Raw genomic sequence first — 25,813 nt, forward strand, 5'->3', positions numbered from 1 at the left:
GGTACCACGACCGGCCATGTTGGTGGCGATGGTTACTGCGGCAGTCTGACCCGCATTGGCCACAATATCCGCTTCCATGGCGTGGAATTTGGCGTTCAGAACCTTGTGTTCGATCCCTGCCTTGGTCAGCTCACGGGAAACCACTTCCGATTTCTCGATCGAGATGGTCCCCACCAGCACCGGCTGGCCGTTGGCGGTACGCTCACGGATATCTTCGATGATCGCCGCGATCTTCTCTTTCTCGGTCATGTAGACCAGATCCGGCATATCTTTACGGATCATTGGGCGGTTGGTCGGCACCACGATGGTATCGAGCTTGTAGATGGAGCTGAATTCGAAGGCTTCGGTGTCCGCTGTACCGGTCATCCCGGCCAGTTTCTCGTAGAGACGGAAGTAGTTCTGGAAGGTGATCGAAGCCAGCGTCTGGTTCTCGTTCTGGATCTCTACGCCTTCTTTAGCTTCTACCGCCTGGTGCAGACCATCGGACCAACGGCGGCCCTGCATGGTACGGCCGGTGTGTTCGTCAACGATAATGACTTCACCGTCTTTAACGATATAGTCAACGTCGCGGGTGAACAGCACGTGGGCACGCAGCGCGGCGGTGACGTGGTGCATCAGCATGATGTTGGTTGGTGAATACAGCGATTCGCCTTCATCCATGATGCCCGCTTCCATCAGCATCTCTTCGATCATGATCAGGCCGCGTTCGGTCAGGTGAACCTGGCGCGCTTTTTCATCGACCGAGAAGTGCCCTTCCCCCTGGAAGGTGTCGGAGTCTTCTTTTTCCTGGCGGATCAGCTGTGGGATCAGCTTGTTAACGCGCTTGTACATTTCTGAGCTGTCTTCGGCCGGGCCGGAGATGATCAGCGGCGTACGCGCTTCGTCGATCAGGATGGAGTCAACCTCATCCACCAGCGCATAGTGCAGCTTACGCTGTACGCGCTCTTCCGGGCTGAACGCCATGTTGTCACGCAGGTAGTCAAAGCCGTATTCGTTGTTGGTACCGTAAGTAATATCTGCGGCATAGGCTTCACGCTTGGCCGGAGCAGGCATGCCAGGCAGGTTGATACCCACGCTCAACCCCAGGAACTCGAACAGCGGACGGTTGTTTTCGGCGTCACGCTGTGCCAGGTAGTCGTTGACGGTAACCACGTGCACGCCACGGCCGCTCAGGGCATTCAGATAGGCAGGCAGGGTTGCAGTCAGGGTTTTACCTTCACCGGTACGCATCTCGGCGATACAGCGGTCGTTGAGCACCATCCCGCCCAGCAGCTGCACGTCGAAGTGACGCATGCCGAAGACTCGCTTACTGGCCTCACGCACTACGGCGAAGGCTTCCGGGATCAGGCTTTCCAGCACTTCGCCCTTTTTCAGACGCGCGCGGAACTCATCGGTCTTGGCCTGCAGTTCGCTATCAGACAGTTTTTCCATGTCTGGTTCCATACGGTTGATCATCTCAACCGCTTTGCGCATGCGGCGCAGGGTACGATCGTTGCTGCTACCAAAAACTTTGGTCAATAGTTTGATTAACATGATTCTTTATATCTCTTACGCGACGACACCATAATGGCCGTCAACAAGCTGTTGTGTTGTTTGTTTTTTTGCTGCCCTGAGGGCAAAGATTAGCCGAGGGCTGCAGGCCCGGCGCGAATACCTTGCACCTGAGCGAGCCATAGCCCGGCCTGATGCTGCGCCAAAGAAGGAACGATAGGGTGATGGGTATCACGAATGATGGTCGGTGGTTTTGGCTCGTGCGTCAGTAGCGCATTGAGCGTGGAGAGCAGGGCAAGCTGAGCCACCTGTAATGGGGGTTCAACCGCAACGGTCTCCGCTTCCTGCACCCGGGCATAGACAGCCTGAGGTGCCAGAGCAAAAGAGAGGTGACGAATGACGGTTCGAAGCGCATGCTGGTGCCAGTAATCAACGTTAAACGTTGGGCGACGATGCACTTCTTGCAGTAACGCCAGGCTGTTAAAGGCGTGACTGACGGAATTTTGCCGGTTAAGACTGGACGAGGTGCTCGGTAATGCGCTTTGATCGACGGTGCCGGACAGATTTTGCGGTACGCCAAGCGTAGCCGCTACCATCCCCAACAGGAGATGAGGCCAGAAATAACGTCTGCCAAATTGTCGCCAACGATTTAGAATACCGATCACGTGTTTATTATCCGCCGGAGCCCATTATGCGCGATAGCCGTCCACAATTATTAGATATCCTGTTTGACGACGCGTCTGCAACAGAGAAAGGACCGCTGCATAACGTTCAGCAACGCGCTACCGCGCTACTGAAACTCAATCGTGCCGTGAAGGGGTTATTGCCCGCTCAGTTGCACCCTTGGTGCCGTGTCGCCAACTTCAGACAGGGTATTTTAGTGCTGGAAACCGCTAACGCCAGTTGGATGATGCGCTTACGCTATGAACAACCCAGCCTGCTATCCGCACTACGAGCGCAAATTCTACCATCTTTGTCATCAATCGACATCAGGATTAATCCTTCGTTGATGGCAAAAGGCAGCAGCCAGGTACAAAACCTCGGCAAAACTACGGAAAATGGCCAGCAAGCGGAGGTGCCGATGCGTCATTTGAGCCTGGAAAGTGCAGATGCATTACGGGGATTGGCGGCGCAGAGCCCAGAAAAATTACGCAAGATATTAGAACGACTGGCCGCGTTGGCAGGAGAGAGAGCCAACGCGACCGGTCGTGATAAGTAATTAACGTCTTGGCAGCTTAGGCCAGTACGGTTGACGGAGCCTTGAATGCCAACGGCATTTCGGCTTCATCCTGGAATGTCACGAATTCCCAAGCTTCCTGCTTCGCCAGCACGGCTTGCAGCAGTTTGTTGTTCAGCGCATGGCCTGATTTGTACGCGGTGAACGCGCCAATGATGTTATGGCCGCACATGAACAGATCGCCGATGGCATCCAGCATTTTGTGGCGTACGAATTCGTCTTCGAAGCGCAGGCCGTCTTCGTTGAGGACACGATAGTCATCCACCACAATCGCGCAATCGAAGCTGCCGCCCAGGGCCAGGCCACGGGACTGCAGATATTCGATATCACGCATGAAACCGAAGGTACGCGCACGGCTGATTTGGCGTACGAACGAATCGGCTGAGAAATCCAGACGATAACGTTGGGTACTGGCATCAATCGCCGGGTGGTTGAAGTCGATGGTGAAGTCCAGGCGGAACCCGTTATGCGGGGACAGCTCTGCCCACTTGTCGCCATCTTCAACGCGTACGGTGTCTTTCAGACGCAGGAATTTCTTCGCCGAGTTCAGCTCTTCGATGCCGGCATCCAGCAACAGATAGACAAACGGGCTGGCACTACCGTCCATGATCGGGATTTCGGCAGCGTCAACTTCAATAATGATGTTGTCGATACCCAAGCCCGCCAACGCAGCATTAAGATGCTCAACGGTGGAAATACGCACGTCTGACTCATTCACCAGGCAAGTACAGAGCATGGTATCACGCACGGATTTGGCATCAGCCGGGAAATCAACCGGTGGATTCAAGTCAGTGCGACGATAGATGACCCCGGTATTAGCCGACGCTGGGCGCATTGTCAGCGTGACTTTCTTGCCGGTATGTAAACCGACACCAGTCGCCTGAACAATACGTTTTAATGTCCTTTGTTTGATCATCGTTTTATCTCGCAATGTTATCAATCCAACCAGCCCAGCATACAGCAAGGCCGGCGGGACAGTTTAGCACAAAGAGCGGAGATTCCAAATTATCAGCTTATTCCTAGTCTGCCTGCTTACGCAGGAAGGCCGGGATATCAAGATAATCAGGCTCTTTGTTTGGTTGCGCGCTCTGGTCGTTCACCACCTTGGCGGCAGGTTTCACTTCCTGCTGCAGCGGTGACATACCATGCTGCTGGTAGCGGTGATCCATCACTGGCTGGCTGGCCTGTTTATTGGTTACCAGAGTGATTTCAGGACGTTTGTCCATACCGATACCGGTCGCAACTACGGTCACGCGCAGTTCGTCGTTCATTTCCGGATCCAGCGAGGTACCGATTACCACGGTCGCATTGTCGGAAGCGAAAGCACGAATGGTGTTACCCACGGTTTCGAACTCATCCAGACGCAGGTCGAAGCCAGCGGTGATGTTGACCAGCACGCCACGGGCGCCGGACAGGTCGATATCTTCCAGCAGTGGGCTGGAGATCGCCATTTCCGCCGCTTCTTCGGCACGGTCTTCGCCACAGGCAACGCCAGAACCCATCATCGCGTAGCCCATTTCGGACATCACGGTGCGCACGTCAGCAAAGTCGACGTTCATCAGGCCTGGACGGGTGATCAGTTCGGCAATACCCTGCACCGCGCCTTTCAGCACGTCGTTGGCCGCGCCGAACGCGTCCAGCAGAGAAATGCCACGGCCCAGAACTTTCAGCAACTTGTCGTTCGGGATGGTGATCAGTGAGTCCACGTGCTTGGACAGCTCGGCGATACCCTGCTCCGCGAATGCCATGCGCTTCTTGCCTTCAAAGTTGAAAGGCTTGGTCACTACGGCCACGGTCAGAATACCCAGATCTTTTGCGACTTCTGCCACCACTGGCGCAGCACCGGTACCGGTACCGCCACCCATGCCGGCCGCGATGAAGACCATGTCTGCACCTTCCAGAGCGGCGCGCAGGGCTTCACGGTCTTCTTCCGCTGAATTACGACCCACTTCCGGGTTCGCGCCTGCACCCAGACCTTTGGTAATACCGCTACCAATCTGGATGGTTTGGCCAACTGCCGTTTTACGCAGCGCCTGAGCGTCTGTATTAACGGCGAAGAATTCAACACCTTCGATGCGCTCGCGCACCATGTGTTCAACGGCGTTGCCACCGCCACCGCCGACGCCGATGACTTTAATCACCGCGTCATTGGTTAGTTCCATTGGTTCAAACATAGTTTCTCTCCGTTTTGTGCCTGTCGCTGCGAGATCATAAAAAGATTACTCAGCATGATCTCTTTGTCTAAACATTAAAACTCTTTTCTCAGCCAGCTATTGATGCGTTTAAACCAATTGCCCACCGAGGCGCGTTTTTCTACTTCTGCCTCACCGCTCAGGTGAGACTCTTTTCCATAGTGCAGTAGCCCGACCGCTGTAGAATAGTAAGGCTCTTGCGCGTAATCCGTCAGCCCCGTGATGTTCAAGGGTTGGCCGATGCGTACCTGGGTATGAAATACCCGTTGCGCACAGGCTGCCAGGCCATCAATCTGGGCGGCACCGCCGGTCAGCACAATACCCGCTGCCAGATGATGCTTCACCCCTTGCTGACGCAGTTGCTCCTGCAATTGCAATATTTCATCGTTAACCAGATTCAACAGTTCGGTATAGCGTGGTTCAATCACTTCAGCCAATGTCTGTCTTTGCAGACTCCGAGGAGGCCTTCCCCCCACGCTTGGTACCTCTACACTTTCATCCTTGCTAACAATCGCCCCTAATGCACAACCGTGTCGAACTTTAATCGCTTCCGCGTCGGTCGGCGGCGTGCCGAAGGCGTAGGCGATATCGCTGGTGACCACGTTCCCGGCATAAGGGATCACTTTGGTGTGGCGCAGAGCACCGCCGGTATACACCGCCATATCCATGGTGCCTCCGCCGATATCTACCACACAGACGCCGAGCTCGCGCTCATCTTCGGTCAGCACCGCATAACTGGCGGCCAGACCGGCGAAAATCAGTTGGTCCACTTTCAGACCACAACGTTCCACTGCTTTGACAATGTTCTTGGCCATATCGTTATGGCAGGTGATCAGGTGCACCTTGGCCTGCATACGCACGCCGGATAAACCAACCGGGTTTTTGATGCCTTCCTGATAGTCGATGGCGTATTCCTGAGGAATGACGTGCAGGATGCGGTGTTCGTCACGCACACGTACCGACTTGGCGGTATGCACCACGTTTTCCACGTCTTCCTGCGTCACTTCCTCTTCGGAGATCGGCACCATCCCGATCTCGTTCTGACAGCTGATATGCTTACCCGACAAGGCCAGGTAAACCGAAGAAATCTGACAATCCGCCATCAGTTCGGCCTGATCGATAGCGCGCTGTACGCACTTGACTACCGATTCCAGATCGTTAACGCCACCCTTATCCATACCGCGAGACGGGCAACTACCCACCCCGATAATGTTGACCATGCCATCGGGCAAAACTTCCCCCACCAATGCGGAGACTTTTGCGGTACCGATCTCCAGTCCAACTACCAGTTTTCTGTCCGTCGACTTGATCATTGTTGTTTTGCCTGTGCCTGATTCTGTTGCTGATTACTGTTTGGCCGATCGCCTGCGGCTGCCTGCGGGTCGATAAACGCCGGAGCCCAGCCGACTGAGGCACCGGAGTCATAGCGTAAATCGACATAGCTGACGCGCTTGTTTTCCGCCTGCGCCTGCTGCAACAGCACCGGATAAAGCCCGATGAAGCGTTGCAAGCGACCCATGCGATCGTCACGTCCCAGTTCCAGCCGAACATCGTTATCCAAAGCCAACTGCCACGAATGCCGGGCTGTCATGGACGCCATCTTAAGCTGATACTTGTTGGCTGCCAGCACGCCGTTCATCGCGCGGTAACCTTCCAGAACATCCTGTTCGCTGCCTTCCGGACCATAGAGCAAGGGTAATTTCTGATTGCCCAAACGCTGCGCCGGAATGCTGAACGACTTGCCCTCGGCATCAACCATGTGCAAATCATTCCAATGCGCCACCGGGACATACTCCACCAGGTGGATTTTCAGCTCATCCGGCCACTGTTTACGTACGCTGGCCTGTTTGATCCACGGCAGACGTTCGATCTGCTGCTGGATGATGTCCACATCCTGCGTCATAAAGGTGCCCGGTGCTCCCAAAGCCAAGATCGCCTGGCGAACATCGTCGTTAGTGGTGAAATGGCGCTCACCGGTCAACACCAGCCTTGAGAGCGGCAGACGGCTGGCATCTTGCATCCAACCCACCACTACCCAGCCGCACCACAGGATAGTGCCTAACACCATCAGCAGGAAAATCATCCCTGCCAGCTGGGTGCCATTGCTGCGGCGTGGGCCGTTATCCGCCTCGCGATCGCGTGCATTCAGAGCCGCTTGCGACATCTCAGTCAGCCAACGCCAGAATTCCCGCAACCAGCTGCGAGAAAGTTAATCCAGACTGCCGGGCCGCCATCGGGACCAGACTGTGGCTGGTCATGCCCGGAGAGGTATTCGCCTCCAGCAGATAGAAGCTGCCATCGCTGTCTTGCATGACATCAACACGCCCCCAGCCACTACAATCCAGGCCCCGGTAAGCCCGCAGAGCCAGCGCAGCCATAGCGGCTTCCTGCTGTGCATCCAGGCCACTCGGGCAAAAATACTGCGTATCGTCGGAAATATATTTGGCCTGGTAATCGTAAAACACGCCAGCGGGCTGAATACGGATGGAAGGCAGCACCTTATCGCCCAGGATCGCCACGGTGTATTCCGGACCGCTGAGCCATTTCTCTATCAGCACATCCTCATCATGACGGAAAGCTTCTTCCAACGCCCCTTCCAGGGCTGCGCGTTCGGTCACTTTGCTCATGCCAACGCTGGAACCTTCACGGCTTGGCTTTACAATCAACGGTAATCCCAGAGCTTCAATGGCAGCCAGTTGGCTTTGCCGATCGTCGCCCAGATACTGGCGGCGGCTCAGCGCCACGTAAGGCGCCACCGGCAACCCCATCGACTGCCACACCATTTTGCTGCGCCATTTATCCATGGTCAGCGCCGAGGCCATCACGCCGCTGCCGGTATAAGGCAACTGCAAAAACTCCAGCAGGCCTTGCAATGTACCATCTTCACCACCACGCCCGTGCAGCGCGATGAACACTTTGGTGAACCCCTGCGCTTTCAACTCGGTGACAGGGAAGTCACGAGTGTCGATGCCATGTGCATCAATGCCCACTTCTCGCAACCCGGCCAGCACGGCCGCGCCAGATTGCAGTGAAACTTCACGTTCTGCGGAGGTACCACCCAGCAATACGGCGACTTTATCAGCCATGATGATCCTCCTCTTTGATCTGTGGTTGCAGTTTTAGTTCAGCCAGTCGGCGCGCGATTTTACCGACATTACCGGCCCCTTGCACCAGCACCAGGTCATCCCCTTGCAACAGCTGCGCCAACAGCGTTGGCACGGTATCCGCATCGGACACCAGAATCGGATCCAGTTTGCCGCGATTGCGAATAGTGCGGCACAGGCTTCGGCTATCAGCGCCAGGGATTGGAGCTTCACCCGCCGGATAGACATCCAGCATCAGCAATACGTCAACCTGCGACAACACGTTGGCGAAATCGTCATACAGATCGCGAGTACGGGTATAGCGGTGCGGCTGGAAGATCATCACCACCCGCTTGGTTGGCCAACCGGCACGCGCGGCCTTGATGGTGGCATCCACTTCCGTTGGGTGGTGGCCATAATCGTCCACCAACATGGCACTACCCTGTTTTTCGTTCACCGCCGCCAGTGGGAATTCTCCCAGGAAATCGAAGCGACGCCCCGTCCCTTGGAAACCGGCCAGCGCACGCAGAATGGCTTCGTCGGCAATGCCTTCTTCCGTCGCCACGGCAACCGCCGCCGCCGCGTTCAAGGCGTTATGGCGGCCCGGCGCATTCAGGGTCACCGTCATCAACGGCTTATCCTGACGGCTCAGGGTAAAGTGCCCCTGCGGCCCGATCTGGCTGTAGCTCTCGATGCGCACATCCGCATCCTCGCTAAAGCCGTAGGTGGTGATATGGCGACCCACGCGCGGCAACAACTCACGCACGACCGGATCGTCAATGCACATTACCGCACGACCATAAAACGGCAGGTTATGCAGGAAGGTGATAAACGTCTGCTTCAAATTCTCGAAGTCGCCATGGTAGGTATCCATATGGTCAGCTTCAATGTTGGTGACAATCGCCACCATCGGTTGCAAATGCAGGAACGACGCGTCGCTCTCATCCGCTTCCGCAATCAGGTAACGGCTAGAGCCCAAACGTGCGTGGGTACCCGCCGCCTTCACCAGCCCACCGTTAACAAACGTTGGGTCAAGACCGGCTTCAGCGTAAATGCTGGACACCATCGCCGTGGTAGTGGTTTTGCCGTGCGTACCGGCGATGGCAATGCCATGGCGATAACGCATCAGCTCGGCCAGCATTTCTGCTCGCTGGATCACCGGAATGCGCGCCTCGCGGGCTGCGACGATCTCCGGGTTGTCTGCCGGGATGGCGGTCGACACCACCACCACGCTGGCATCCAGCACGTTTTCCGGGCGGTGATGGAAGTAAATCGTTGCCCCAAGCTCGCTCAACTGCTGGGTGACCGGGTTCGGCGCCAGGTCGGAACCGCTGATCTGATAACCTTCGTTGGCCAACACCTCGGCGATACCACCCATGCCGGCACCACCGATGCCAACAAAGTGGATGTGCCGGACGCGTCGCATCTCAGGCACGAAAGTACGTAGTTTCGCCAATTGTTGTGTATTCATCACTTCTCTATCTATCAGGTTCGATTTAGCTCAACAGGGGTAACCCCTACGGCCTTACAGGGCTGCACGAATAATTTCTGCCGCCACGCGTTCTGTTGCATCCGGGATCGCCACCGCGCGGGCCTTTTCGGCCATCTTCAACAGCGTTGGGCGATCCCAGCTTGCCAGCAGTTCCGCCACGACATCGGCAGTAAACTGCGGTTGTTCAATAATTTTGGCCGCACCGGCCTCTTCCAGAGGACGTGCGTTCCAGTATTGCTGACGATCTTTGTGCTGGAACGGCACAAAAATGGCCGGTAATCCCGCTGCCGCCACCTCGCTGACGGTCAGCGCACCAGAGCGACACACCACCACATCAGCCCAGGCATAAGCCTCTGCCATATCATCAATAAACTCGGTCACCTTGTGCCCGGTCTGCCCTACCCTCTCGTAGTCTTGCAGTACCGTTGGCAATGCACCCTTACCTACCTGATGCCAGAGAACTATTTTATCGCCCAGCAGCGCGGCGACTTCAGGAACTGTCTGATTCAGCACGCGCGCACCTTGGCTACCGCCGATAATCAGCACGCGGATTGGCCCTTCACGCCCGTTCAGTCGCTCGGCAGGCAGCGGTAGCGCCAACACATCGGTACGCACCGGGTTGCCCACAACATCCGCATTCGGGAACGCACCAGGGAACGCCTGTAACACTTTCTTGGCGATCCTTGAGAGCCAGCGGTTGGTCAGGCCCGCAATGCCGTTCTGCTCATGCAACACCACCGGGATACCACACTGCCAGGCAGCTAAGCCACCAGGGCCAGAAACGTAACCGCCCATCCCCAGCACCACGTCCGGCTGATAACTGCGCATAATCGCTTTAGCCTGACGCACCGCCTGCCAGATACGCACCGGTGCGGTCAACTGTGCTTTGAGCCCTTTGCCACGCAACCCGGAGATGCGGATAAAATCAATCTCGATCCCGTGCTTTGGCACCAGATCGGCTTCCATACGGTCTGCGGTGCCGAGCCAGCGAACCTGCCAGCCCTGCGCCATCAGATGATGCGCGACCGCCAGCCCCGGAAACACGTGTCCACCGGTACCGCCTGCCATCACCATTAAACGCTTAGCTTTACCGCTCATCCGCTACCTCTTCACAAACGCCTGCGCTTTGGTCAGGCGCGTTTCATAATCAATTCGCAGCAACAGCACGATCGCCGTCGACATAATTAACAGACTTGAACCACCGTAGCTTATCAGTGGCAAGGTCAAGCCTTTGGTTGGCAACATCCCCGCTGCCGCACCGACGTTCACCAACGCCTGGAAACTGAACCAGACACCGATCGAACACGCCAGAAAGCCAGAAAATCGCTGGTCTATCTCCAACGCCCTGCGGCCGATCGACATGGCGCGAAAAGCGACGAAGAATACCATTAACAGGGCCAAAACCACACCGATATAGCCCAGTTCTTCGCCCAAAATGGAGAAGATAAAGTCGGTATGCGCCTCGGGTAAATACTCGAGTTTCTGTACCGAGTTGCCCAGCCCTTGTCCCCAGAACTCGCCGCGGCCAAACGCCATCAGCGACTGGGTTAGCTGGTAGCCACTGCCAAACGGATCGGCCCACGGATTCCAGAACGAAGTCACACGGCGCATACGGTAAGGTTCTGCGATGATCAGCAGCACTACGGCAAACACCCCTGAACCGATGATCGCCAGGAACTGCCACATCTTCGCCCCGGCCAGGAACAACATCGCCAGCGTGGTGATGAACAGCACCACCACCGTCCCCAAATCCGGCTGGGCCAGCAGCAGCACCGCCAACACCACCATCACGCCCATTGGCTTACAGAAGCCCCAGAAGTTGCTGCGGACTTCCTCCACCTTGCGCACCAGATAGCTCGCCAGGTAGCAAAACAGCGACAGTTTGGATAACTCAGCGGGCTGAATACGCAACGGGCCCAGTGAAATCCAGCGCGAAGCCCCGTTTACCGAGCTGCCAACCACCAGCACCACCAGCAACAAGACTATCGATAACAGCAGCATCACGTTGCTATAGCGCTGCCAAATGGCCATCGGGATACGCAGCGTCACCAGCGACAGGCCGAACGCCAGGCCAAGGTAAAGCGCATCACGCTTGGCAAACAGGAACGGATCCTCTGCCAGGCGCTGGCCGATAGGCATTGAGGCCGACGTCACCATCACAAAACCAACAATCGCCAGACCGAAGGTCAGCCACAGCAGGGTACGGTCATACAGCACCATGCTGCTCGTATCGCTTTCACGCGATCCCATCACCCAGTCTTTCAGCTTGTTGGTCAGGCCAAACGTCGGCACCCGTAGTCTCATCCGCCCAGCTCCTGTGCCAGACGGGCAAACTCGTTGCCACGCACTTCAAAATTACGGAACTGATCCAGGCTGGCGCAGGCCGGTGACAACAGCACCATATCGCCAGATGTCACCTGGCGGGCAATGGCCTGCATCGCCTGCTCCATCGTTTCTGTCTGGGTCGCGACATCCGGACGCAGCTGTGCCAGCTGTGCACCATCGCGGCCAAAGCAGTACAAACGCACGTTGTCACCTTGCAGATAGCGCGCCAGCGGCGAGAAGTCCGCAGACTTGCCATCACCGCCCAACAGCAGATGCAGCGTGCCCTTAACCTGCAGGCCGTTCAGCGCCGCCTCGGTGCTGCCGACGTTGGTGGCTTTGGAATCATTAATCCAGCGCACGCCGTTGTGTTCCCACACCAGTTGGAAACGGTGCTCCAGGCCGGTAAAGGTCGTCAGCGCTTTCAGGCTGGACGCACGCGGTAGCTTGACGGCATCGGCCAGGGCCAGGGCCGCCAACGCATTGGTAAAGTTATGGCGACCGGTGAGCTTCATCTCACTGGTATTGAGGACTTTCTCACCATTCACCCGCAGCCAGATTTCACCCTGCTGGCGGTTGAGATGGTAGTCCCCCACGTCGGCACCAAAGCTGACACAGCGCTCATCGGCACCGCGTACCGGCATGGTCAGCGCGTCGTCCGCATTCACTACGCAGACTTCGGCATTTTCATAGACGCGTAACTTGGCGGCACGGTATTGCTGCAGGCCAAATGGATAGCGATCCATATGATCTTCGGTCACATTCAAAATGGTGGCCGCTGCGGCATGCAGGCTGTAAGTGGTTTCCAATTGGAAGCTCGACAGCTCCAGCACGTACAGTTGGCACTCCTGGCGTAGCAGACTCAGCGCTGGCAGGCCGATATTGCCCCCAACGCCCACGGCCCAACCGGCTGCCTTGGCCATTTCGCCCACCAGCGTGGTGACGGTGCTCTTGCCGTTGGAGCCGGTGATCGCCACGATTGGCGCCTGGGCTTCACGGCAGAACAGCTCAACGTCACCGACGATCTCAACCCCGGCATCGGCGGCAGCGCTCAAAGCCGGAGTCGCTAATGCCATGCCAGGGCTAGCCACAATCAAATCCGCAGACAGCAACCATTCCTGATTCAGGGAGCCCAGATGACGTTCAACGCTATCGGGCAGTTGATCCAGGCCCGGTGGCGAAATACGGGTATCCATAACCCGCGGCGTCACGCCACGGGTCGTAAAGAAATCAACGCAGGACAGGCCGGTGAGGCCCAACCCGATGATGACCACTTTTCTACCCTGATAATCCACCATAATCAGCGCACCTTCAGCGTTGCCAGGCCAATCAGCACCAGCATCAGCGAAATAATCCAGAAGCGCACGATCACCCGTGGTTCTGGCCAGCCTTTCAATTCATAGTGATGGTGGATCGGCGCCATGCGGAAAATACGTTGCCCGCGCAGCTTGAACGATCCCACCTGCAGGATCACCGACAACGTTTCAACCACGAACACGCCGCCCATAATCACCAACAAGAACTCTTGGCGCAGCAGCACGGCGATGGTGCCCAACGCGCCGCCCAGTGCCAGTGAACCCACGTCACCCATAAACACCTGAGCCGGATAGGTGTTAAACCACAAGAAGCCTAAACCGGCTCCGACGATCGCGGTACAGACGATGACCAACTCACCGGCATGACGCAGATACGGAATGTGCAGGTAGTTGGCGAAGTTCATGTTACCGGTCGCCCAGGCCACCAGCGCAAAGCCCGCCGCCACGAACACGGTTGGCATGATCGCCAGGCCATCCAGCCCATCGGTCAGGTTGACCGCGTTGCTGGTGCCGACAATCACGAAGTACGCCAACAGCACATACAGCAGGCCCAGCTGCGGCATGATGTCCTTAAAGAACGGCACAACCAGCTCGGTGGCTGGCGTGTCTTTTCCTACGGCATACATGGCAAAGGCCACGATCAGGGCAATCACGGATTGCCAGAAATATTTCCAGCGGGCAATCAGCCCCCGAGTATCTTTGCGCACCACTTTGCGATAATCATCAACAAAGCCGACGATGCCATAACCCACCAGCACGAACAGCACGCACCACACGTAAGGGTTGGACGGATAGGCCCACATCAGCACAGAAATAGTGATGGAGGTCAGGATCATGATGCCGCCCATAGTTGGCGTGCCGCGCTTGCTAAAGTGCGATTCTGGCCCGTCGTTACGCACTACCTGGCCAAAGGACATTTCCTGCAGGCGTTTGATCACCTTCGGCCCCATCCACAGGGAAAGGAACAGCGCGGTCAGCAGGCTGACAATGGCCCGGAACGTCAGGTAGGAAAAGACGTTGAAGCCTGAGTAATATTTGACCAAATGCTCGGCCAGCCAAACTAACATGGTGCTTTCTCCTGTAACGCGCGTACTACCTGCTCCATTGCGGCACTACGTGAACCTTTGATTAACACGGTAATTACCGCATGTGCTGAGAGTAGTTCCGCTACGCGCGCGGTCACTGCTGTTTTATCCTGATAATGTTCACCGTTACCGGAGGCGGAGCTCAATACCTGGCTCAGCCCACCCACGCTGATGACTTTATCAATACCGGCCAGACGGGCAGCTTCACCCACCTGACGATGACACTCTTCGGCCTCTGCGCCCAACTCGGCCATATCGCCAACGACCATCACGCGATAACCCGGCATTTCTGCCAGCACCTGCGCTGCTGCCGTCATCGAGCCGACGTTGGCGTTATAGCTGTCATCAAGCAACAGCTTGTCTTGCGCCAAGGCGATCGGGAACAAACGCCCAGGCACCGCCTGAAGCTGTTGCAAGCCAGCACTCACAGCAGCCAGCGTTGCGCCAACCGACATCGCCAGTGCTGCTGCCGCCAACGCATTGGCCACGTTATGGCGGCCTGGCAATGGCAACTCGATTGCCACCGTGCCGAACGGGCTGTGCAGGGTGAAGTGAGTCACGCTCCCTTTAACCTGGATATCGCTGGCAAAGAAATCTACTGCTTGTGCAGCCTGGGGGGAGAAACGCCAGACTGTCTTGCCCTGTAACTGCGCCTGCCAGTGCGGCCAGTCGTTGCTATCGGCATTGAGGATCGCCACGCCATCCGCCGGCAAACCGGCAAAGATTTCGCCCTTGGCTTGCGCAACGCCTGCCAGTGAGCCAAAACCTTCCAGATGGGCAGCAGCCAGATTATTCACCAGCGCGCTCTGCGGTTGCGCCAAGGCGGTGGTATAGGCAATCTCACCGATATGGTTGGCACCCAGTTCGATCACCGCAAAATCATGCTGCGGTTCTAAACGCAGCAGCGTTAGCGGCACACCGATCTCGTTATTGTAATTCCCGGCGGTATGCAGCACTTCGCCACATTCACGTAAAATGGCCGCGGTCATCTCTTTCACCGAGGTCTTGCCCGATGAACCGGTCAGCGCCACCACTTTGGCTGACACCTGCTGACGTACCCAGGCCGCAAACTGCCCCAGTGCCAGACTGGTATCTTTCACCACCAGCTGTGGGGCCTCCACCAATAAGCGCTTACTTACCAGCAAAGCGCCTGCGCCAGCGGCGACAGCATCGGCGGCAAAGTCGTGAGCATCGAAACGCTCCCCTTTCAGGGCCACAAACAGGCAACCCGCAGTGACCTGACGAGTATCCCTCGTCACTTCGGTAATGATGCAGTCGGTGCCGATCAGCTCGGCATCCAATACCGCCGCCAGCGTCTGAAGCGAGACCGGGATCATGCCAACACCCCCAGCAAACGTGCGACGGTGGTGCGATCGGAGTAATCCAGACGACGGTTACCCACCAGTTGGTAATCCTCGTGGCCTTTACCCGCCACCAGCACCACATCCTGCTCTTTAGCCTGCATGATGGCGCTGGTCACGGCTTCGGCGCGCCCGTGGATCACCTGCACATGCCCGGCATCCAGCAGCCCGGCCAGAATATCCTTGATGATGGCCTGCGGTTCTTCGGTGCGCGGATTGTCATCCGTTACCACTACCCGGTCGGCAAACTGCTCGGCAATGCCACCCATAAGTGGGCGCTTACCTCTATCACGATCGCCACCACAGCCAAACACGCACCACAGTTGCCCTTGGCAATGCAGGCGAGCGGCTTCCAGCGCTTTTTCCAGAGCATCCGGGGTGTGGGCATAATCCACCACCACCGTCGGCTTGCCTGGCGCATTGAAGACTTCCATCCGACCACAGACCGGCTGTAGCTGATTGGCCGTGTTTACCAACGTCTCAAACGGATAACCGAGTGACAGCAGCGTCGCCAAAGCCATGATCAGGTTACTGACGTTGAATGCTCCCATCAGGCGGCTTTCGATCTCGCCGTTGCCCCAGCTTGAGCTGAAGTGGATGGTGGCACCGTTATCGTGATAGTCCACCGCAGTGGTTTTCAGCCAGCGGCCATGGCAGCCAGGCTGCAAATTGTCATGCATGGTGACGGCGACCGCGTCTGGCAATTTGGCCAGCCAACGCAGCCCGACTTCATCGTCGGCATTGATGATCGCCTGCCCAACGTCGTGGCTGGCAAACAGTGACCATTTGGCCGCTTCGTAGCTGGCCATGTCACCGTGGTAATCCAGATGATCGCGGCTCAGGTTGGTGAATACGGCTGCGGCAAAGGGTAAAGCCGCCACGCGGTGTTGCACCAGACCGTGAGAGGAGACCTCCATCGCGGCAAAGGTAGCCCCTTGCTGCGCCAGATCGTTAAGCACGTGCTGCACGTCGACGGCAGATCCGGTGGTATTTTCCGTTGGGCAAACCTGGTCTAACAAACCGTTGCCCACGGTACCCATTACTGCGGCCGTTTCGCCCAACAGTTGGCTCCACTGGGCTAACAGTTGGGTGGTGGTGGTTTTACCGTTGGTCCCCGTCACGCCAATCAGGCGCAGACGCTCGGCAGGCTGATGATAGAAACGCCCGGCTAACGCCGACAGACGCTGGCCAAGTTGGCTCAGGTAAATCACCGGCACACCGTGCATTTCGCAAATTTTACCGTCTTCAGCTTCGCCTTCCGCTTCAGCGATAACGGCGGCAACCCCTTGGGCGATGGCTTGCGGAATATAGCGGCGTCCATCCGTTTGATGGCCAACTACGGCGACAAACAGATCCCCGGCAGCCGCAATACGGCTGTCTAATATCATTTCCCGCAGCGCGCGCTCGGGTGCCGTTGGCACCCACGGAGCGAGTAAATCGCGCAAATTACGATCGGCCACCTGAACCCTCTTTGTTATTAATCACTAATTCGCTTTTGTCACCGGTAGGCAGCGCATCTGGCTGAATGTTCATGATCCGCAGCACGCCCCCCATGATGGCACCAAACACCGGCGCAGAAATCGCACCACCGTAGTATTTCCCACCCTGAGGATCGTTGATGACCACCACCAGAGCAAAACGAGGCTGGCTTGCTGGCGCCACCCCCGCGGTATAAGCGATATATCGGTTGACGTATTTACCATCCGGGCCGACCTTTTTGGCCGTACCGGTTTTAATGGCGATACGATAACCCTTGATGGCGGCTTTCACCCCACCACCGCCCGGCAAGGCGACGCTTTCCATCATGTGCACTACCGTACGCACGGTAGCCTCAGGGAAGACGCGTTCACCGGCAACCGGAGGGTCAACCCTGGTGATCGACAGTGGGCGATAAACGCCCAGGCTGCCAATCGTGGCATAGACTCGCGCTAACTGTAACGGGGTTACCATTAGCCCATAGCCGAAAGAGAAGGTGGCCCTCTCTATGTCAGACCACCGTTGTTTTTTTGGGTATAAGCCACTGCTTTCTCCGACCAACCCCAAATTGGTCGCTTTTCCCAGCCCAAAACGTGAGTAAGTATCTACTAACGCTGAGGACGGCATCGCTAACGCCAGCTTTGAAACACCGACGTTACTCGACTTCTGCAAGATCCCGGTCATGGTCAGTTCCGAATAACGCGCCACGTCTTTGATTTCATGGCCGTTAATACGGTAAGGAATGGTGTTGAGCACGCTGTTTTCTTTCACTACGCCGCGCTGCAACGCCGTCATTACCACCATCGGCTTCACGGTAGAACCAGGTTCAAAAATATCGGTGATGGCACGGTTACGCATGGTATCTTTCGGCGTATCGGCCATATTGTTCGGGTTGTACGATGGGCTGTTGGCCATCGCCAGCACTTCTCCGGTGTTCACGTCCACCAGCACTGCGGTACCAGACTCCGCCTTGTTGAAGGCAACTGCGTTATTCAGTTCACGGTAAACCAGCGCCTGCAGGCGTTCATCGATGCTCAGTGCCAGATTGTGCGCCGCCTGACTGTCTACCGAGGAGATGTCCTCGATCACTCGGCCATAGCGGTCTTTACGTACGGTTCTTTCGCCCGGTTGACCGGTGAGCCAACGATCAAAGCTCTTTTCGACCCCTTCGATCCCTTCGCCGTCAATGTTGGTCACGCCGATGATATGAGAAGTAACCTGGCCAGACGGGTAGTAGCGGCGCGATTCCTGGCGCAGGTAGATGCCAGGCAATTTCAGCTTGTGGATGTAATCACCAATCGCCGGGTTAACCTGCCGGGCCAGATAGACAAAGCGCCCCTTCGGATTGGCATTAATACGATTGGAGAGCTGATCGAGCGGAATTTGCAACGCGTCGGACAGCGCTTTCCAGCGCGAATCCAGCGTAATACCCCCGCGTTCGTTCAACTCTTTCGGATCGGCCCACACGGCGTTCACCGGTACGCTCACCGCCAGCGGGCGGCCAGAGCGGTCGCTAATCATGCCGCGCGCGGTGGGCACCGCCTGCACACGCAGCGAGCGCATGTCGCCTTCTTTCACCAACCGATCCGGATTGATCACCTGCAAATAAGCCACACGCAGCATCAGCCCAACCAGCGCCAACAGAATACAGCCGCACAGCAACGCAAAACGCCAGCTGACAAAGCTGGCCTGATCTTCCTGGCGTTTCAACTTCTTACCGGGACGTACTGCTTTCATGCGTTAGCTATTTGCTCCGTATCGTGACTTCGGCTAAACCACTCATGGCTTGACAATGATAATTTCCTGCGATGGATCAACGTGTTGCATCTGCAGTTTTTCGGTGGCGATACGCTCTACGCGGCTGTGATCGCCAAGGGCATTCTCTTCCAGGATCAGGTTGCGCCATTCGATATCCAGCGCATCCCTCTCCAGCACCAGCTGTTCGCGCTCGGCGGTCAGCAGGCGGGTACGGTGCGCGGTGGTCACCACAAACACGGCGGAAACCAGCGCGGCAATCATCAAAATCAGCGGGATCTTGGCGTTACGCAGCAGATCGCCACCAATGACGCCAACTAAACCGTGGCGCTCATTACCAATCACGCAGGCATCCTCTCGGCAATACGCAGCACCGAACTGCGCGCTCGTGGGTTTTCCGCCACTTCAACATCACCAGGCTTCATTTTGCCCAAGGCTTTCAGCGTGCGGCCACCCATTTCACGCAACTGCGCTTCGGTTAGCGGAATTCCTGCCGGAACCTGGGCACCACGGCTGTGGTGACGCATAAAGCTTTTGACGATACGGTCTTCCAACGAATGGAAGCTGATGATCGACAGGCGGCCTTCTGGTGCCAACACGGCTAATGCACCGTCCAGCGCGCGTTCGATCTCTTCCAGCTCGCTGTTGATGTAGATACGGATCGCCTGGAAGCTGCGGGTTGCCGGGTGTTTATGCTTATCACGGAACGGGCTGGCATGGGCTATCAGCTCGGCCAGTTCCTTGGTACGGGTCATCGGTTCTACTTGGTTTCTTTCCACAATGGCGCGGGCAATGCGTTTGGCGAAGCGTTCTTCACCGAAGGTTTTCAGCACCCAGGCAATATCGTCGGCTTCCGCTTTCATCAACCATTCGGCGGCAGATTGGCCGCTTGATGGATCCATACGCATATCCAGCGGGCCGTCACGCATAAAGGAAAATCCGCGTTCTGCGTCATCCAGCTGCGGGGAAGAGACACCTAAGTCGAGCAACACGCCGTCGATCTTGCCTACCAGTTCCCGTTGCTGCACATAGTCAGCCAAATCGGAAAACGGGCCGTGGATGATAGTAAAACGTGGGTCTGCAATAGATTGAGCTGCGGCAATTGCCTGCGGATCGCGATCGATAGCCAACAAGCGCCCTTCCGGCCCCAGTTGGGACAAGATCAGACGAGAATGACCACCGCGACCAAAAGTACCGTCGATGTAGATGCCGTTACTGCGAATATTGAGCCCCTTCACGGCCTCATCCAACAGTACGGTCGTATGTTTATAATTTTCCAGCATGCTTATAGTGACAAGTCCTGTAGCCGCTCAGACAACGGTTCCTGAGTGGATTGTTCCGCGTCAATATCATCCTTGACTTGTTGATACCAGGTCTGTTCATCCCACAGTTCAAACTTGTTGAACTGCCCGACCAGCATCACTTCTTTAGTAAGCCCGGCATGTTGGCGTAGCGTATTGGCTAACAGCAACCGGCCGGCATTATCCATCTGACACTCGCTGGCATGGCCCAACAGCAAGCGCTGGACTCGGCGCTCGGCGGGATTCATGCTCGACAGACGGGACAACTTTTGCTCGATGATTTCCCATTGAGGTAATGGATAAAGCAGCAGGCAGGGCTGATGGAGGTCAATGGTGCAAACCATTTGGCCTTGCGATTCCTCATTCAGTAAATCCCGATAACGGGTCGGTACGGCGAGCCGTCCTTTACTGTCGAGGTTGACCATCGTTGCCCCACGAAACATACCTGAGCTACCCCCTCGTGACCCTTTTCACCACTTTACACCACAAATTCCCACATAAGGGAGTTTACGGAGGGTATGAAAACCTTGTCAAGCCAGAGCAAGAGCGGTTTGGCAATATTTATAGGCATATTCTGGAGGCTGGCTCACGAAAGGAACTCTATTTATTGCATGAATATAAATTAACATCATGATTAAAGAGGAGAATTTTCTAAGCGGAAAGAGTGCGATTAAAATAAACACAAATTGACGATTAAATAACTCATTATGTCCTTCTGCAATCCAGGTCTCACTTTTCAACATCGCTCTCGGCGGGGATACCCCCACCGCATCCCGCGTCGGTCAAGGCTTGGCCACAAGCCGCTTGCCAGCAGGGAAATGCCATAAACCCTTGACTTAATAACACTCAGCAAGTATTTCGCTGCCAACGGCGCGCTATTTTACTTCAATTATTCCGTCAAAGAACAACCCAAAGATAAAATAAATGGCGAAGCACTGGCTTAAGCCGTTAATTATGATTCAAATCAAAATGGTAAGATTATTCTCAAAACACCTATTTACAATTAACCTGGATTTTTTTGCGCATTTAGGAATATGCGCAAATTTAGTGCGCCTATCGCTGAATCAGCCGCAAAACCGTCATCTCGCCGCCACCAGACAATCATAATACATTGTTTATATTAACAATATTTTCATTCACCATTTTAAACTCCTGCTTTACGAGCTTTTCCCCCTGTTGTCAGGATAAAAATCAGCCAAATGTTAAAAATAAAAATTTTAAGCCACTTAAAACATTCCATGTAGTCAAGTACACTACAAAAATGCTTAAAGGTCAGTTAATAACACCTAATTAACATTAATAAGCAACATGTTAACCGATAAATTCAGGGATCGTGTCATGTCTAGAGCCGTTTCACCATGGCGCAGCGCTGCCGCCGATACTTTTGCGCTAGTGGTGTACTGTTTTATCGTCGGGATGGCGATTGAAATACTGATTTCGGGCATGAGCTTTAGCCAATCGCTCTCCTCCCGGGTGGTGTCGATCCCCGTCAATATCGTGATCGCCTGGCCCTATGGCCGCTACCGCGATTTCTTCATCGCCACCGCACGCCGCAGCCCACGCGGGCAGTTTTTGCTGCGTAACCTGGCCGATCTGTTGGCTTATGTCAGTTTCCAATCGCCGGTTTACGCCGTCATTCTGTGGAGCGTGGGCGCCGATGGACAACAGATCCTGGCCGCGGTGACCAGTAATGCGGTGATTTCGATGGCGATGGGCGTGGTATACGGCTATTTTCTGGAATATTGCCGCCGGCTGTTTCGCGTGGTCCCCTCCCCCCAACCCTCTCCAACAGGGAGAGGGAGCTGATAGCCCCTGCTCTGCTGGAGCTAAACGGCACCAAAGTGAGTCACTATAGTTTCAGACCCACTCCACCAAGGAGAGCGGATACGAAGCTGTGATCAGGAACAGGAGTTAATCAGTCACCGGGTGTACAGAACGAATAGCGTAGTCAAATTGTGACTCGATCGGTCCCTCTCCCTGTGGGAGAGGGTTAGGGTGAGGGCATTATTTGCGGCTCAGGCTGCCACGGCGGAACAGGTTACGGCGAATGCGCGTCATACCCGGTTTAGGTTTGCGCGGTTCATCCAGGCTGGCAAGCACCAGCTCCAGCACCCGTTCGGCAACATCACGGTGGCGCTGAGCCACGGCAAGCACCGGGCATTCCAGGAAATCCAATAGCTCATGATCACCAAAGGTGGCAATCGCCAGATCCGCCGGTAAACGCCCACGCTGTTTCAGCGTTACGTCCATCACGCCCTGCAACAGCGAGAACGAGGTGGTAAACAGCGCCTGTGGCATCGGATGGGTTTTCAGCCATTCCGCAAACAGCACACCCGCTGCTTCACGCTCATAGCTATTGGCATAGAGATAATCCACTTGCCGCTCATCATCCTGCCAGGCCTGGCGGAAACCCTGCTCACGCAAGAAGCTGACCGAAAGCTCAGGCAAAGCTCCCAGATACAACACCGACTTGGCGGGGAAAGTGCGTAACTCCTGTGCCAAGGCAAAGGCGTCCTCCTGATCGGCCCCCACCACGCTGATAAAGTGTTCACGATCCAGAGCGCGATCCAACGCGATAATCGGGAAAGGATCGTTAGCCCAGCGTTGATAGAAAGGATGCTCCGGCGGTAACGCGGTGGAGACGATGATCGCATCAACCTGGCGTTGCAGCAGGTGCTCAATGCAACGCATTTCATTATCCGGCTGATCTTCCGAGCAGGCGATCAACAGTTGGTAACCACGCTGACGCGCCTGGCGCTCCAGGTAGTTGGCGATGCGGGTATAGCTGGTATTTTCCAGATCCGGGATCACCAGGCCGATAGAACGAGTGCGGCCTGCACGCAGCCCTGCCGCTACGGCATTCGGGTGATAATTGTGCTCCCTGACCACGGCCATCACTTTTTCGACGGTTTTATCGCTGACACGATACTGCTTCGCCTTGCCGTTGATGACATAACTGGCCGTAGTGCGCGAAACGCCTGCGAGACGCGCGATTTCATCCAGTTTCACGTTAACCCCTTTAAATGACTCTCAAAATGACAATGGATCGTGTGGCGTTGTTTACCCCACGCTTTCAATGTACGGCTAAACATGCAGCGAACCGAAAGCAGAAGGGTAATGAGTAACCATGATAGTCACTATGGTTATTCAACCCGTAATGGCGATCTAACAGCAGAAAACACGGCCGAGCAACCGCTTTCGCCCAAAGGTGCCAGCAAATGGGCAAAAAATTAAAAAGAAAGGGCGCAGCAAACCTGCCACGCCCCGGATGCAGTGCAGAAAACCCGCTATCAGCGCATAATCTTGTCGCCGCGCGACACGCCAACAATCCCCGATCGGGCCACTTCAACGATTTCTGCCACTTCACGTACGGCGTTGAGGAAGGCATCCAGCTTGTCGCTGGTCCCCGCCAACTGCACGGTGTAAAGCGAGGAGGTGACATCCACAATCTGGCCACGGAAGATATCCGTGCTGCGTTTCACCTCTTCACGCCCGTAGCCACTAGCCTGCAGCTTCACCAACATGATTTCACGCTCAACGTGAGCCCCCTGCACCAGCTCACTGACGCGTAAAACGTCAACCAGCTTATGCAACTGCTTCTCTATCTGCTCCAGTACCTTTTCATCACCCACCGTCTGGATCGTCATGCGTGACAAGGTTGGGTCATCGGTAGGAGCAACCGTCAGGCTTTCGATGTTGTAGCCACGCTGAGAGAACAGCCCGACGACGCGCGACAACGCACCGGATTCGTTTTCCAGTAATACCGATAAGATACGGCGCTTCATCAGGTTCTCTCCGTTTTGCTTAGCCACATTTCGTCCATGCTTCCACCGCGGATCTGCATTGGATAAACATGTTCGGTCTCGTCGACGGTCACATCGACAAACACCAGACGTTCTTTTTCAGCCAGCGCCTGCGCCAGCTTGCTTTCCAGCTCATCCGGGGTACGAATGGCGATGCCAACATGGCCATAGGCCTCGGCCAGCTTGACGAAGTCCGGCAAGGAATCCATATAGGACTGAGAATGGCGGCCAGAATAGATCATGTCCTGCCACTGCTTCACCATGCCCAGGTAGCGGTTATTCAGGTTGACCACCACTACCGGCAAATTGTACTGCAGAGCCGTGGACAACTCCTGGATATTCATCTGGATGCTGCCGTCACCGGTGACGCACACCACCGTTTCGTCTGGCAGTGCCAGTTTCACCCCGAGGGCGGCTGGCAGGCCAAAGCCCATAGTGCCCAAGCCACCCGAGTTGATCCAACGACGCGGTTTATCGAACGGATAATAAAGCGCGGCAAACATCTGGTGCTGGCCAACGTCGGAGGTGACATAGGCATCGCCCTTGGTCAGGCGGTGCAGCGTTTCGATCACCGCCTGAGGTTTGATGGTGCCACTGTCTTTGTTATAGCCCAGGCAATCACGCGCGCGCCACTGTTCAATGGACTGCCACCAGTCACGCAGCGCATCGAAATCCTGCGCTTTGTCCTCATGCGCCAGCAGTTCAAGCATCTGCGTCAGGACTTGTTTGGCATCGCCAACGATAGGAATATCGGCATCCACCGTTTTGGAAATGGAGGTCGGGTCGATATCGATATGCAGCACCGTGGCATCCGGGCAATATTTGGCCAGGTTATTGGTAGTGCGATCGTCAAAGCGCACCCCTACGGCAAAAATCACGTCGGAATGATGCATGGTCTTGTTGGCTTCATAGGTGCCGTGCATGCCCAGCATACCGACGCTTTGGCGGTGAGTCCCGGGGAACGCCCCCAGCCCCATCAGCGTACAGGTGACCGGCAGGTTCAGCTTTTCCGCCAGTTGCAGCAACTCTCCATGGCACTCCGAATTGATGGCACCGCCGCCCACGTACATGATCGGCTTTTTAGCCGCCAGAATGGTCTGTAGGGCGCGTTTGATTTGCCCGCGGTGGCCTTGCACCGTCGGGTTGTAGGAACGCATGCTGACGTCCTGCGGATACGCGTAAGGCATTCTTATCGCCGGGCCGACGATATCCTTCGGCAGATCGACCACCACCGGGCCAGGGCGGCCGGTAGAGGCCAGGTAAAACGCCTTTTTCAGCACGGAAGGAATGTCTTCGGTACGCTTGACCAGGAAGCTGTGTTTTACCACCGGGCGGGAGATACCCACCATGTCGCACTCCTGGAAGGCATCGTAACCAATCAGCGAGCTCGGCACCTGGCCAGATAGCACCACCATCGGGATGGAATCCATATAGGCGGTGGCGATGCCAGTAATGGCGTTGGTAGCCCCAGGGCCTGAAGTGACCAGCACTACGCCCACTTCGCCGGTCGCTCGTGCATAGCCATCGGCCATATGCACCGCCCCTTGCTCGTGGCGTACCAGAATATGATCGATGCCCCCCACCGTGTGCAGGGCATCATAGATATCGAGTACCGCCCCGCCCGGATAGCCGAATACATGCTTAACGCCCTGATCGATCAGCGATCGGACGACCATCTCGGCTCCTGACAATATTTCCATGGGTTTGCCTCCAGGCTTACATAGCTTGTTCTTGTCTGACGCCGGAACGTAGCGCCTGTCCTGTCTGGGGCATGGCCCCAAAAATCTTATGGACGTTTTGGACTCTTAACATAGCGTCAGAATATGGGGCAGGCAAACGGCAAAATGGCTTATCACCGGCAAGGGTATTGCCATCAGGCTGGAGAAATGCGGCTTGGCA

At 56.0% G+C, this 25,813-nt stretch carries 23 protein-coding genes; 2 read left to right on the forward strand and 21 right to left on the reverse strand.

Annotation, left to right across the window (positions count from 1 at the left end; translation table 11 throughout):
- A partial coding sequence (gene secA, locus JHD74_RS00005; RefSeq protein WP_199061193.1) for a preprotein translocase subunit SecA occupies positions 1 to 1,533 on the reverse strand: 1,533 nt, incomplete at its 3' end.
- 89 nt (positions 1,534 to 1,622) lie between these two features.
- The gene (secM, locus tag JHD74_RS00010) at positions 1,623 to 2,156 is read right to left on the reverse strand and encodes a secA translation cis-regulator SecM (protein WP_024483520.1); all 534 of its coding nucleotides are present in this window, start codon (positions 2,154 to 2,156) and stop codon (positions 1,623 to 1,625) included.
- Positions 2,157 to 2,182: 26 nt separating this feature from the next.
- Here secM and JHD74_RS00015 point away from each other — a divergent pair, with 26 nt between their 5' ends.
- Positions 2,183 to 2,710, forward strand: coding sequence for a DUF721 domain-containing protein (locus JHD74_RS00015; protein WP_024527165.1), 528 nt, complete (start codon positions 2,183 to 2,185; stop codon positions 2,708 to 2,710).
- A gap of 16 nt (positions 2,711 to 2,726) precedes the next feature.
- Here JHD74_RS00015 and lpxC read toward each other — a convergent pair whose 3' ends face one another.
- The 16 genes from lpxC to mraZ form a co-directional block, all read right to left on the reverse strand.
- Positions 2,727 to 3,644, reverse strand: coding sequence for a UDP-3-O-acyl-N-acetylglucosamine deacetylase (gene lpxC, locus JHD74_RS00020; protein ID WP_021179330.1), 918 nt, complete (start codon positions 3,642 to 3,644; stop codon positions 2,727 to 2,729).
- Between the two features lie 103 nt (positions 3,645 to 3,747).
- Complete coding sequence (gene ftsZ, locus JHD74_RS00025; RefSeq protein ID WP_024483522.1) at positions 3,748 to 4,902, reverse strand: cell division protein FtsZ; 1,155 nt, start codon at positions 4,900 to 4,902, stop codon at positions 3,748 to 3,750.
- A 74-nt stretch (positions 4,903 to 4,976) separates the two neighbouring features.
- Positions 4,977 to 6,233 (reverse strand): cell division protein FtsA, encoded by a 1,257-nt coding sequence (gene ftsA, locus JHD74_RS00030; RefSeq protein ID WP_024527166.1) that lies wholly within the window; start codon positions 6,231 to 6,233, stop codon positions 4,977 to 4,979.
- A complete protein-coding gene (gene ftsQ, locus JHD74_RS00035) occupies positions 6,230 to 7,084 on the reverse strand; it encodes a cell division protein FtsQ (protein WP_024527167.1) in 855 nt (284 codons plus the stop codon). Before ftsQ ends, ftsA begins: the two co-directional genes overlap by 4 nt.
- Before the next feature lies 1 nt (position 7,085).
- A complete protein-coding gene (locus tag JHD74_RS00040; protein WP_199061195.1) occupies positions 7,086 to 8,006 on the reverse strand; it encodes a D-alanine--D-alanine ligase in 921 nt (306 codons plus the stop codon).
- On the reverse strand, positions 7,999 to 9,474 hold the full coding sequence (gene murC / locus JHD74_RS00045) for a UDP-N-acetylmuramate--L-alanine ligase (RefSeq protein WP_024527168.1): 1,476 nt from the start codon (positions 9,472 to 9,474) through the stop codon (positions 7,999 to 8,001). The genes JHD74_RS00040 and murC overlap by 8 nt, the downstream gene beginning before the upstream one ends.
- Positions 9,475 to 9,528: 54 nt before the next feature.
- Positions 9,529 to 10,593 (reverse strand): undecaprenyldiphospho-muramoylpentapeptide beta-N-acetylglucosaminyltransferase, encoded by a 1,065-nt coding sequence (gene murG / locus JHD74_RS00050; protein WP_024527169.1) that lies wholly within the window; start codon positions 10,591 to 10,593, stop codon positions 9,529 to 9,531.
- 3 nt (positions 10,594 to 10,596) lie between these two features.
- On the reverse strand, positions 10,597 to 11,799 hold the full coding sequence (gene ftsW, locus JHD74_RS00055) for a cell division protein FtsW (RefSeq protein ID WP_024527170.1): 1,203 nt from the start codon (positions 11,797 to 11,799) through the stop codon (positions 10,597 to 10,599).
- A complete protein-coding gene (gene murD, locus JHD74_RS00060) occupies positions 11,796 to 13,115 on the reverse strand; it encodes a UDP-N-acetylmuramoyl-L-alanine--D-glutamate ligase (protein ID WP_199061197.1) in 1,320 nt (439 codons plus the stop codon). The genes ftsW and murD overlap by 4 nt, the downstream gene beginning before the upstream one ends.
- Positions 13,116 to 13,117: 2 nt before the next feature.
- The gene (mraY, locus tag JHD74_RS00065) at positions 13,118 to 14,200 is read right to left on the reverse strand and encodes a phospho-N-acetylmuramoyl-pentapeptide-transferase (protein WP_024527172.1); all 1,083 of its coding nucleotides are present in this window, start codon (positions 14,198 to 14,200) and stop codon (positions 13,118 to 13,120) included.
- On the reverse strand, positions 14,194 to 15,555 hold the full coding sequence (murF, locus tag JHD74_RS00070) for a UDP-N-acetylmuramoyl-tripeptide--D-alanyl-D-alanine ligase (RefSeq protein WP_199061199.1): 1,362 nt from the start codon (positions 15,553 to 15,555) through the stop codon (positions 14,194 to 14,196). Before murF ends, mraY begins: the two co-directional genes overlap by 7 nt.
- Positions 15,552 to 17,039 carry a UDP-N-acetylmuramoyl-L-alanyl-D-glutamate--2,6-diaminopimelate ligase gene (murE, locus tag JHD74_RS00075; RefSeq protein WP_199061201.1) on the reverse strand — a complete coding sequence of 496 codons (1,488 nt, stop codon included), beginning with the start codon at positions 17,037 to 17,039 and terminating at the stop codon, positions 15,552 to 15,554. Before murE ends, murF begins: the two co-directional genes overlap by 4 nt.
- A complete protein-coding gene (locus JHD74_RS00080) occupies positions 17,026 to 18,792 on the reverse strand; it encodes a peptidoglycan glycosyltransferase FtsI (protein WP_024527175.1) in 1,767 nt (588 codons plus the stop codon). The genes murE and JHD74_RS00080 overlap by 14 nt, the downstream gene beginning before the upstream one ends.
- 42 nt (positions 18,793 to 18,834) lie before the next feature.
- Positions 18,835 to 19,155, reverse strand: a complete 321-nt coding sequence (ftsL, locus tag JHD74_RS00085; RefSeq protein WP_021179318.1) for a cell division protein FtsL — start codon at positions 19,153 to 19,155, stop codon at positions 18,835 to 18,837.
- Positions 19,152 to 20,093: a 16S rRNA (cytosine(1402)-N(4))-methyltransferase RsmH gene (gene rsmH / locus JHD74_RS00090; RefSeq protein ID WP_024527176.1), complete on the reverse strand. Its 942-nt coding sequence runs from the start codon at positions 20,091 to 20,093 to the stop codon at positions 19,152 to 19,154. Before rsmH ends, ftsL begins: the two co-directional genes overlap by 4 nt.
- Before the next feature lie 2 nt (positions 20,094 to 20,095).
- Positions 20,096 to 20,554 (reverse strand): division/cell wall cluster transcriptional repressor MraZ, encoded by a 459-nt coding sequence (gene mraZ / locus JHD74_RS00095; RefSeq protein WP_024483534.1) that lies wholly within the window; start codon positions 20,552 to 20,554, stop codon positions 20,096 to 20,098.
- Positions 20,555 to 21,449: 895 nt separating this feature from the next.
- Between mraZ and JHD74_RS00100 the strand changes: the two genes are divergently transcribed.
- The gene (locus tag JHD74_RS00100) at positions 21,450 to 21,917 is read left to right on the forward strand and encodes an L-alanine exporter AlaE (RefSeq protein WP_199061203.1); all 468 of its coding nucleotides are present in this window, start codon (positions 21,450 to 21,452) and stop codon (positions 21,915 to 21,917) included.
- Positions 21,918 to 22,115: 198 nt separating this feature from the next.
- Here JHD74_RS00100 and cra read toward each other — a convergent pair whose 3' ends face one another.
- The 3 genes from cra to ilvI all read right to left on the reverse strand — a co-directional run bounded on the left by cra (position 22,116) and on the right by ilvI (position 25,614).
- Positions 22,116 to 23,120, reverse strand: coding sequence for a catabolite repressor/activator (gene cra, locus JHD74_RS00105; RefSeq protein WP_021179314.1), 1,005 nt, complete (start codon positions 23,118 to 23,120; stop codon positions 22,116 to 22,118).
- A gap of 281 nt (positions 23,121 to 23,401) precedes the next feature.
- On the reverse strand, positions 23,402 to 23,896 hold the full coding sequence (ilvN, locus tag JHD74_RS00110; RefSeq protein WP_021179312.1) for an acetolactate synthase small subunit: 495 nt from the start codon (positions 23,894 to 23,896) through the stop codon (positions 23,402 to 23,404).
- Positions 23,896 to 25,614: an acetolactate synthase 3 large subunit gene (ilvI, locus tag JHD74_RS00115; RefSeq protein ID WP_024527178.1), complete on the reverse strand. Its 1,719-nt coding sequence runs from the start codon at positions 25,612 to 25,614 to the stop codon at positions 23,896 to 23,898. Before ilvI ends, ilvN begins: the two co-directional genes overlap by 1 nt.
- Between the last annotated feature and the right edge of the window lie 199 nt (positions 25,615 to 25,813).

This window comes from Serratia sp. ASV30 (genome assembly GCF_016428815.1).
Classification (GTDB): Bacteria; Pseudomonadota; Gammaproteobacteria; order Enterobacterales; family Enterobacteriaceae; genus Chania; species Chania fonticola_C.

What these genes read in the sequence shown, in the direction of transcription:
- ftsQ (WP_024527167.1), bottom strand. Translation starts at nt 7,084, where the DNA reads ATGTCGCAAGCGGCTCTGAATGCACGCGATCGCGAGGCGGATAACGGC.
- JHD74_RS00015 (WP_024527165.1), top strand. Translation starts at nt 2,183, where the DNA reads ATGCGCGATAGCCGTCCACAATTATTAGATATCCTGTTTGACGACGCG.
- ftsZ (WP_024483522.1), bottom strand. Translation starts at nt 4,902, where the DNA reads ATGTTTGAACCAATGGAACTAACCAATGACGCGGTGATTAAAGTCATC.
- murF (WP_199061199.1), bottom strand. Translation starts at nt 15,555, where the DNA reads ATGATCCCGGTCTCGCTTCAGACGCTGGCGGCGGTATTGGATGCCGAG.
- rsmH (WP_024527176.1), bottom strand. Translation starts at nt 20,093, where the DNA reads ATGCTGGAAAATTATAAACATACGACCGTACTGTTGGATGAGGCCGTG.
- ftsA (WP_024527166.1), bottom strand. Translation starts at nt 6,233, where the DNA reads ATGATCAAGTCGACGGACAGAAAACTGGTAGTTGGACTGGAGATCGGT.
- ftsW (WP_024527170.1), bottom strand. Translation starts at nt 11,799, where the DNA reads ATGAGACTACGGGTGCCGACGTTTGGCCTGACCAACAAGCTGAAAGAC.
- mraZ (WP_024483534.1), bottom strand. Translation starts at nt 20,554, where the DNA reads ATGTTTCGTGGGGCAACGATGGTCAACCTCGACAGTAAAGGACGGCTC.
- JHD74_RS00040 (WP_199061195.1), bottom strand. Translation starts at nt 8,006, where the DNA reads ATGGCTGATAAAGTCGCCGTATTGCTGGGTGGTACCTCCGCAGAACGT.
- ilvN (WP_021179312.1), bottom strand. Translation starts at nt 23,896, where the DNA reads ATGAAGCGCCGTATCTTATCGGTATTACTGGAAAACGAATCCGGTGCG.
- JHD74_RS00100 (WP_199061203.1), top strand. Translation starts at nt 21,450, where the DNA reads ATGTCTAGAGCCGTTTCACCATGGCGCAGCGCTGCCGCCGATACTTTT.
- lpxC (WP_021179330.1), bottom strand. Translation starts at nt 3,644, where the DNA reads ATGATCAAACAAAGGACATTAAAACGTATTGTTCAGGCGACTGGTGTC.
- JHD74_RS00080 (WP_024527175.1), bottom strand. Translation starts at nt 18,792, where the DNA reads ATGAAAGCAGTACGTCCCGGTAAGAAGTTGAAACGCCAGGAAGATCAG.
- murG (WP_024527169.1), bottom strand. Translation starts at nt 10,593, where the DNA reads ATGAGCGGTAAAGCTAAGCGTTTAATGGTGATGGCAGGCGGTACCGGT.
- murD (WP_199061197.1), bottom strand. Translation starts at nt 13,115, where the DNA reads ATGGTGGATTATCAGGGTAGAAAAGTGGTCATCATCGGGTTGGGCCTC.
- mraY (WP_024527172.1), bottom strand. Translation starts at nt 14,200, where the DNA reads ATGTTAGTTTGGCTGGCCGAGCATTTGGTCAAATATTACTCAGGCTTC.
- murC (WP_024527168.1), bottom strand. Translation starts at nt 9,474, where the DNA reads ATGAATACACAACAATTGGCGAAACTACGTACTTTCGTGCCTGAGATG.
- ilvI (WP_024527178.1), bottom strand. Translation starts at nt 25,614, where the DNA reads ATGGAAATATTGTCAGGAGCCGAGATGGTCGTCCGATCGCTGATCGAT.